The sequence below is a fragment of the Pseudomonas paracarnis genome, from assembly GCF_904063055.1.
In the GTDB taxonomy this organism is placed as follows: Bacteria; Pseudomonadota; Gammaproteobacteria; order Pseudomonadales; family Pseudomonadaceae; genus Aquipseudomonas; species Aquipseudomonas paracarnis.
Genome location: NZ_CAJFCN010000038.1, coordinates 1 through 3,345, shown reverse-complemented (window position 1 = coordinate 3,345; position 3,345 = coordinate 1). Strand labels below are relative to the sequence as shown.

General features: G+C 51.0%; 2 rRNA genes. Both read left to right on the top strand.

The annotated features are described in order from the left end of the window. Positions 1-164: 164 nt before the first annotated feature. Positions 165-3,056, top strand: a 23S ribosomal RNA gene (locus JMV15_RS27745). A 156-nt stretch (positions 3,057-3,212) separates the two neighbouring features. Then, positions 3,213-3,328, top strand: a 5S ribosomal RNA gene (gene rrf, locus JMV15_RS27740). Positions 3,329-3,345 lie beyond the last annotated feature (17 nt).

Sequence of the window (3,345 nt, the reverse complement as noted above, 5' to 3'; positions counted from 1 at the left end):
TCGTTCTTTAAAAATTTGGGTATGTGATAGAAAGATAGACTGAACGTTACTTTCACTGGTAACGGATCAGGCTAAGGTAAAATTTGTGAGTTCTCTTAACTGAGAAATTCGAATTTTCGGCGAATGTCGTCTTCACAGTATAACCAGATTGCTTGGGGTTATATGGTCAAGTGAAGAAGCGCATACGGTGGATGCCTTGGCAGTCAGAGGCGATGAAAGACGTGGTAGCCTGCGAAAAGCTTCGGGGAGTCGGCAAACAGACTTTGATCCGGAGATGTCTGAATGGGGGAACCCAGCCATCATAAGATGGTTATCTTGTACTGAATACATAGGTGCAAGAAGCGAACCAGGGGAACTGAAACATCTAAGTACCCTGAGGAAAAGAAATCAACCGAGATTCCCTTAGTAGTGGCGAGCGAACGGGGACTAGCCCTTAAGTGGCTTTGAGATTAGCGGAACGCTCTGGAAAGTGCGGCCATAGTGGGTGATAGCCCTGTACGCGAAAATCTCTTAGTCATGAAATCGAGTAGGACGGAGCACGAGAAACTTTGTCTGAATATGGGGGGACCATCCTCCAAGGCTAAATACTACTGACTGACCGATAGTGAACTAGTACCGTGAGGGAAAGGCGAAAAGAACCCCGGAGAGGGGAGTGAAATAGATCCTGAAACCGTATGCGTACAAGCAGTGGGAGCCCACTTTGTTGGGTGACTGCGTACCTTTTGTATAATGGGTCAGCGACTTATTTTCAGTGGCGAGCTTAACCGAATAGGGGAGGCGTAGCGAAAGCGAGTCTTAATAGGGCGTCTAGTCGCTGGGAATAGACCCGAAACCGGGCGATCTATCCATGGGCAGGTTGAAGGTTGGGTAACACTAACTGGAGGACCGAACCGACTACCGTTGAAAAGTTAGCGGATGACCTGTGGATCGGAGTGAAAGGCTAATCAAGCTCGGAGATAGCTGGTTCTCCTCGAAAGCTATTTAGGTAGCGCCTCATGTATCACTGTAGGGGGTAGAGCACTGTTTCGGCTAGGGGGTCATCCCGACTTACCAAACCGATGCAAACTCCGAATACCTACAAGTGCCGAGCATGGGAGACACACGGCGGGTGCTAACGTCCGTCGTGAAAAGGGAAACAACCCAGACCGTCAGCTAAGGTCCCAAAGTTATGGTTAAGTGGGAAACGATGTGGGAAGGCTTAGACAGCTAGGAGGTTGGCTTAGAAGCAGCCACCCTTTAAAGAAAGCGTAATAGCTCACTAGTCGAGTCGGCCTGCGCGGAAGATGTAACGGGGCTCAAACCATACACCGAAGCTACGGGTATCACGTAAGTGATGCGGTAGAGGAGCGTTCTGTAAGCCTGTGAAGGTGAGTTGAGAAGCTTGCTGGAGGTATCAGAAGTGCGAATGCTGACATGAGTAACGATAATGGGTGTGAAAAACACCCACGCCGAAAGACCAAGGTTTCCTGCGCAACGTTAATCGACGCAGGGTTAGTCGGTCCCTAAGGCGAGGCTGAAAAGCGTAGTCGATGGAAAACAGGTTAATATTCCTGTACTTCTGGTTATTGCGATGGAGGGACGGAGAAGGCTAGGCCAGCTTGGCGTTGGTTGTCCAAGTTTAAGGTGGTAGGCTGGAATCTTAGGTAAATCCGGGATTCTAAGGCCGAGAGCTGATGACGAGTTACCTTTCAGGTAACGAAGTGGTTGATGCCATGCTTCCAAGAAAAGCTTCTAAGCTTCAGGTAACCAGGAACCGTACCCCAAACCGACACAGGTGGTTGGGTAGAGAATACCAAGGCGCTTGAGAGAACTCGGGTGAAGGAACTAGGCAAAATGGCACCGTAACTTCGGGAGAAGGTGCGCCGGTGAGGGTGAAGGACTTGCTCCGTAAGCTCATGCCGGTCGAAGATACCAGGCCGCTGCGACTGTTTATTAAAAACACAGCACTCTGCAAACACGAAAGTGGACGTATAGGGTGTGACGCCTGCCCGGTGCCGGAAGGTTAATTGATGGGGTTAGCTAACGCGAAGCTCTTGATCGAAGCCCCGGTAAACGGCGGCCGTAACTATAACGGTCCTAAGGTAGCGAAATTCCTTGTCGGGTAAGTTCCGACCTGCACGAATGGCGTAACGATGGCGGCGCTGTCTCCACCCGAGACTCAGTGAAATTGAAATCGCTGTGAAGATGCAGTGTATCCGCGGCTAGACGGAAAGACCCCGTGAACCTTTACTATAGCTTTGCACTGGACTTTGAATTTGCTTGTGTAGGATAGGTGGGAGGCTTTGAAGCGTGGACGCCAGTCTGCGTGGAGCCATCCTTGAAATACCACCCTGGCAACTTTGAGGTTCTAACTCAGGTCCGTTATCCGGATCGAGGACAGTGTATGGTGGGTAGTTTGACTGGGGCGGTCTCCTCCTAAAGAGTAACGGAGGAGTACGAAGGTGCGCTCAGACCGGTCGGAAATCGGTCGTAGAGTATAAAGGCAAAAGCGCGCTTGACTGCGAGACAGACACGTCGAGCAGGTACGAAAGTAGGTCTTAGTGATCCGGTGGTTCTGTATGGAAGGGCCATCGCTCAACGGATAAAAGGTACTCCGGGGATAACAGGCTGATACCGCCCAAGAGTTCATATCGACGGCGGTGTTTGGCACCTCGATGTCGGCTCATCACATCCTGGGGCTGAAGCCGGTCCCAAGGGTATGGCTGTTCGCCATTTAAAGTGGTACGCGAGCTGGGTTTAGAACGTCGTGAGACAGTTCGGTCCCTATCTGCCGTGGACGTTTGAGATTTGAGAGGGGCTGCTCCTAGTACGAGAGGACCGGAGTGGACGAACCTCTGGTGTTCCGGTTGTCACGCCAGTGGCATTGCCGGGTAGCTATGTTCGGAATAGATAACCGCTGAAAGCATCTAAGCGGGAAACTAGCCTCAAGATGAGATCTCACTGGAACCTTGAGTTCCCTGAAGGGCCGTCGAAGACTACGACGTTGATAGGTTGGGTGTGTAAGCGCTGTGAGGCGTTGAGCTAACCAATACTAATTGCCCGTGAGGCTTGACCATATAACACCCAAGCAATTTGCGAACTCGAGAGAGACCAGATTGCGGTGTGTGAAGACGAAATGAACCGAAAGTTCGACGCTCACAAAACACCACGATCTATCACATACCCAATTTGCTGAAGCGAGGCCAGCTGGCCACGACTCAGTACCCGAATTTCTTGACGACCATAGAGCATTGGAACCACCTGATCCCATCCCGAACTCAGCAGTGAAACGATGCATCGCCGATGGTAGTGTGGGGTTTCCCCATGTGAGAGTAGGTCATCGTCAAGATTAAATTCCGAAACCCC